We start from the raw sequence: 1,664 nt of genomic DNA, 5'->3' as shown, positions 1-1,664 counted from the left end.
TCGACGGCTGATGTACCCCTTGTCCTTAAGGCGCCGGTAAATCAGTTCGGTTAATTCTCTCGACTCTTTGGAATGTGTGGAATGAAAATTGTCAAAATGGATAAGCGCATCTTCAAAATCTTGCAGGTGCGCTTGATGCGATTGCGCGATCAGTTCTTCAGGGGAAATGCCCAGTTCCTGGGCCTTGAGCATAATTGGGGTGCCATGTGTATCATCAGCACAAACATAGTAACACTCATGTCCCCTAAGTTTCTGAAATCGAACCCAAATGTCGGTCTGGACGTATTCAAGCAGATGACCAAGATGTATCGGGCCATTGGCATAAGGCAGGGCACTGGTGACAAGAATTCGACGACGTTTATGCATGGTGATTTTGACCAACAAATGCAACAATAGACGATGTGCGAACTATACCGTGAAGTGCGACAGCTTTCACCTATCTATCGAAGCTATTTGGAGATGTCATGAGCATAACAGAACAAATCACCTCGGCCATTTTGGATTTTCAAGATCCTTATGCCAAAGTCACTTGGCGGCAAATGGGGGTGAATGTGACCGTCACCCCCGAGTCCAATCGTTATCACATCGCCATCAAATTGCCTTACCCAGCCGTTGGTGCGCACGACGTCATTGCCCGGTCATTACGTGAACATATTCTGGCTGTTGGGGGAGCGCTACCCGACTCGGCCACCATTCATTTGACCCATCAGATTGTCAAGAAAAGACTGCCAAATGCGAACCTATTGCCGAACATCAAGCATGTGATCGCGGTCGGCAGCGGCAAGGGTGGGGTTGGCAAGTCAACCACTGCTGTGAATCTGGCTTTTGCGCTCCAGCTCGATGGTGCTCGAGTCGGCATTCTTGACGCAGACATCTATGGGCCGAGCATCCCCACGTTGCTTGGCCGAAAAGAGGCACAGCCGGTCAGTCCAGATGGCAAGCGCATTGAGCCAGTGATGGCACATGGTTTGGCATCCATGTCGCTCGGATATTTGGTCGACGAAGGCGATGCTGTCATTTGGCGCGGCCCAATGGCTTCTGGTGCTTTGCAACAGCTATTGAATGATACGTTGTGGCCCGAACTGGATTATCTTGTGCTTGATTTGCCGCCTGGTACTGGCGATGTGCAATTGACCATGGCGCAACGGATTCCCGTATCCGGGGCTTTAGTGGTGACCACGCCACAAGATCTCGCGATGATCGATGCCCGTAAGGCCATACGGATGTTTACCAAGGTCAATGTACCCGTACTGGGGGTGTGTGAGAATATGGCGGTCTATGTGTGTCCATCGTGCGGTCACCGTGATCATATTTTTGGAGATGGTGGCGCTGACCTTTTGGCAAAACAGCACGATGTGCCGGTGGTAGGGAGGTTACCGTTGAATGGCAAAATTCGCGCCTTGTCGGATTCAGGCCGTTCCGTGCTGATTGAAGATCCGGAAAGTGATTTGAGCCAACCTTTTCGTGAGATGGCCAGGCACCTCTCTGCGCGCTTGGCGGCAAGTGGTGAACGCGCCATTCCCGAAATCAAGATTGTGGAGGATTAATATTCCATTTTGTTGATTTTTTAAAAGGTGAATTAGGGTTTAATTATAAAAAACGTGAATATTCACTTTATTTTGTTGAGATGTTATGTTTTGGTATACGAACCTGGCGATTGGGTT

General features: G+C 49.6%; 2 protein-coding genes. One reads left to right on the top strand and one right to left on the bottom strand.

Going from position 1 to position 1,664, the window contains the following annotated elements; genetic code table 11:
• A partial coding sequence (gene metG / locus D6694_14655; protein ID RMH35572.1) for a methionine--tRNA ligase occupies positions 1 to 366 on the bottom strand: 366 nt, incomplete at its 3' end.
• A 98-nt stretch (positions 367 to 464) separates the two neighbouring features.
• Between metG and apbC the strand changes: the two genes are divergently transcribed.
• Positions 465 to 1,547, top strand: a complete 1,083-nt coding sequence (apbC, locus tag D6694_14650; GenBank protein ID RMH35571.1) for an iron-sulfur cluster carrier protein ApbC — start codon at positions 465 to 467, stop codon at positions 1,545 to 1,547.
• The last annotated feature ends 117 nt before the right edge of the window (positions 1,548 to 1,664 follow it).

Source organism: Gammaproteobacteria bacterium (assembly GCA_003696665.1).
Classification (GTDB): Bacteria; Pseudomonadota; Gammaproteobacteria; order Enterobacterales.
This window is presented reverse-complemented; position numbering and strand designations above follow the sequence as displayed.

Excerpts from the sequence above, each read along its gene's own strand:
- apbC (RMH35571.1), top strand. The coding sequence starts at position 465 with ATGAGCATAACAGAACAAATCACCTCGGCCATTTTGGATTTTCAAGAT.